We start from the raw sequence: 2,780 nt of genomic DNA, 5'->3' as shown, positions 1-2,780 counted from the left end.
CTACTCGCCGTGGGTGAACCGGGACCTCGAGGACCTGCCGATCGCCGACATCGGCGACTGCGAGCTGCCTGACGGCGCGTCGCCGCGGGAGCAGCTCGACGCCGCCCGGGAGGAGATCGCCGCTTGGTGGCGGCCGGGCCTCATCCCCTTCATGATCGGCGGCGACCACACCGCGACCGTGCCCGTCATGGAGGCGATCGCGCCCTCCTTCCCCGACCTCCGCATCCTCCACCTCGACGCCCACCCCGACACCCGGGAGGAGTTCCTGGGCGAGCGCTACAACTACGCCTCGGCCATGGCGCGGGTGATGGACGTGGTCCCGGCCGAGCGGGTCTACCAGGTCGGCATGCGCACCGGCTCCCGCGAGGAGTACGCGCGCCGCAAGCCCCACTTCTTCCCGGTCCTCGCCGGCCACCCGGTGGACGTCGTCCGCGGGCTCCTGCCGGAGCTTCGGGGCCACCCGCTCTACGTCACGATCGACGTGGACGTCCTCGACCCGGCGGACGCCCCGGGCACGGGCTCGCCCGAACCCGGCGGGCTCCGAGTGCCCGAGCTGGTCGAGATCGTCCGGATGCTCGACGGCTGCCAGGTGATCGGCGGCGACCTCGTCGAGGTGGCCCACGCGTGGGACCCGACCGGCCGCACCGGCATCGCGGCCGCCTGGGTGATGCGCGAAGCCTTCCTGACCTGGTGGGGCACCGTGAGGTGACCAGCCAGTACAGCGCCCCGCGCCTCTACGAGATCGCGTTCGACACCAACCGGAAGCTCGAGGTGGACTTCCTCGTCCACTGCTTCAAGCGCTACGCCCGAGGACGGGTCAGCCGGGTGCTCGACATCGCCTGCGGCACGGGCCCGCATCTGATCCGCCTCGCCGACCGCGGCTACCGGATGTCCGGGCTCGACCTCTCCCGCGAGTGCATCGAGTTCGTCGGGCAGCGCCTGGCGGCGAAGGGCCACCGGGGCCAGCTGGTCGTCGGCGACATGACCGACTTCCGCCTCGAGCGCCCGGTGGACGCGGCGATCTGCATGCAGGACTCCCAGGGCCACCTCCTGACGAACGCGCAGCTCGTCGCCCACCTGCGCGCGACGGCGCGCGCGGTGCGCAAGGGCGGGCTCTACGTCTTCGACCGCTACATGGCCTCGTCGTGGACCGACCCGGCGCGCGCCTGGTCGTGGTCGAAGCGCCGCGGGAGACTGATCGTGCGCGCGTCGTTCTCGGCGCTGAACGACGTCAATCCCGTGACGCAGGTCTTCAGCGAGCGCATGACGCTCGAGGCGGTCGAGAACGGCTCGCGCCGGCTCTACCGCCAGACGCACCTCTCGCGGATGGTCTTCCCGCAGGAGCTCCGCGCGCTGATCGAGCTGGCAGGCGGCTTCGAGTTCGTCCAGTGGTTCTTCGGCTTCAAGCCTCACCAGATCCTCGAGCGGTCGAAGCACCCGCTCATCATGGTCGTCGTCCTGCGCAAGAAGTAGCGCCGGGCGCCATGCGGCCGGCGCGCGCGGCGGTCCTGAGGCTCAAGCGGGGCCGCGACCGGCCGCGCCACCACCCCTGGATCTTCAAGAACGACGTCGCCGACGTGAGCGACGTCGAGCCGGGCTCGGCCGTCACCGTGGTGGACTCCGCGGGCCGGTTCGTCGGACGCGGCCACTACAACCCGCGCCCGGCCCTCTGCTGCCGCGTCCTCACCTGGGCCGACGAGCCCGTCGACGCCGCCTTCTTCGAGCGCAGGATCGCCGGGGCCGTCGCCCTTCGGGCGGCCGCCAGCGCCCCGCCGAAGCTCGGCCGGCTCGTCTGGAGCGAGGCCGACGGCCTCCCCGGGCTCGTCGTGGACCGCTACGGCCCCGTGCTCGTCGTCCAGAGTTTGACCCTCGGCATGGCCCTGGCCCGCCGCCAGATCGGCGCCGCGCTCGCGCGGGCGCTCGGCGAGCTACCGGTCTTCCACAAGGACGAGGACGCCGCGGCGCGGCTCGAGGGCTTCGAGCCGGCCCAGGGCTGGGCGGGCCCGGCGGGGCCGTCGACCGTCGAGGTGACGGAGGACGGCGTCAGGTTCACTGTGGCGGTCGGCGGGGGCCACAAGACCGGGCTCTATCTCGATCAGCGGGAGAACCGCGGCCGCTTCGGAGCGCTCGCCCGGGGCCGGGACGTCCTCGATGGCTTCGCCTACACGGGCGGCTTCGCCTGCCATGCCCTCGCCGGCGGGGCCCGGCGCGCCGTCCTGATCGAGTCGGGGCCGGAGGCGCTCGCGGGCGCGCGTGACAACCTCGCCCTCAACGGCGTCGCCGAGCGGGCCGAGGTGGTCGCGGCCAACGCCTTCGACGAGCTCCGCCGCCTCGAGCGCGCCGGGGCGCGCTTCGGCGCCATCGCGCTCGATCCGCCGCCCTTCGCGAAGAGCCGTACGCAGCTCGAGGCCGCCGCGCGCGGCTACAAGGAGATCAACCTCCGCGCGCTGCGCCTGCTCGAGCGCGGCGGGAGTCTCCTCACCTTCTCGTGCTCCTACCACGTGTCGGCGGAGCGCTTCGAGGCGATCTGCCGCGAGGCGGCCGCCGACGCGGGCGTGCGCGCGCGCGTCGTGGCGCCGCTCGGCCAGGGGCGGGACCACCCGATCGTCCTCACGATCCCCGAGACCCGCTACCTCAAAGGCCTGCTGCTCGAAGCCGTGTGACGGGCTGCTGGCGGGGTGGCGCTGGTGACGTGCCGCGGGCGGGGTGCGAGCTGCTCCGAGACCCGTGTAGTCAGCGCACGGAGGCCACGCGCCGGTAAGCCGAAGGTGCGTGAACGA

General features: G+C 73.2%; 3 protein-coding genes. All 3 read left to right on the top strand.

The genetic code is table 11. From position 1 onward, the window contains the following. A partial coding sequence (locus tag VKG64_00730; protein HKB23547.1) for an arginase family protein occupies positions 1–709 on the top strand: 709 nt, incomplete at its 5' end. Further along, the gene (locus VKG64_00725) at positions 706–1,473 is read left to right on the top strand and encodes a class I SAM-dependent methyltransferase (GenBank protein HKB23546.1); all 768 of its coding nucleotides are present in this window, start codon (positions 706–708) and stop codon (positions 1,471–1,473) included. The genes VKG64_00730 and VKG64_00725, both read left to right, overlap by 4 nt. 11 nt (positions 1,474–1,484) lie before the next feature. Beyond that, positions 1,485–2,663 (top strand): class I SAM-dependent rRNA methyltransferase, encoded by a 1,179-nt coding sequence (locus VKG64_00720; protein HKB23545.1) that lies wholly within the window; start codon positions 1,485–1,487, stop codon positions 2,661–2,663. Positions 2,664–2,780: the final 117 nt, after the last annotated feature.

Source organism: Candidatus Methylomirabilota bacterium (genome assembly GCA_035260325.1).
Taxonomy (GTDB): domain Bacteria; phylum Methylomirabilota; class Methylomirabilia; order Rokubacteriales; family CSP1-6; genus AR19.
Note: the sequence above shows the minus strand (reverse complement) of the source record. Positions and strands in the feature narration are given on the sequence as shown.

Bases quoted from the DNA above. Each gene is read 5' to 3' on its own strand.
- VKG64_00720 (HKB23545.1), top strand. From the start codon at position 1,485: ATGCGGCCGGCGCGCGCGGCGGTCCTGAGGCTCAAGCGGGGCCGCGAC.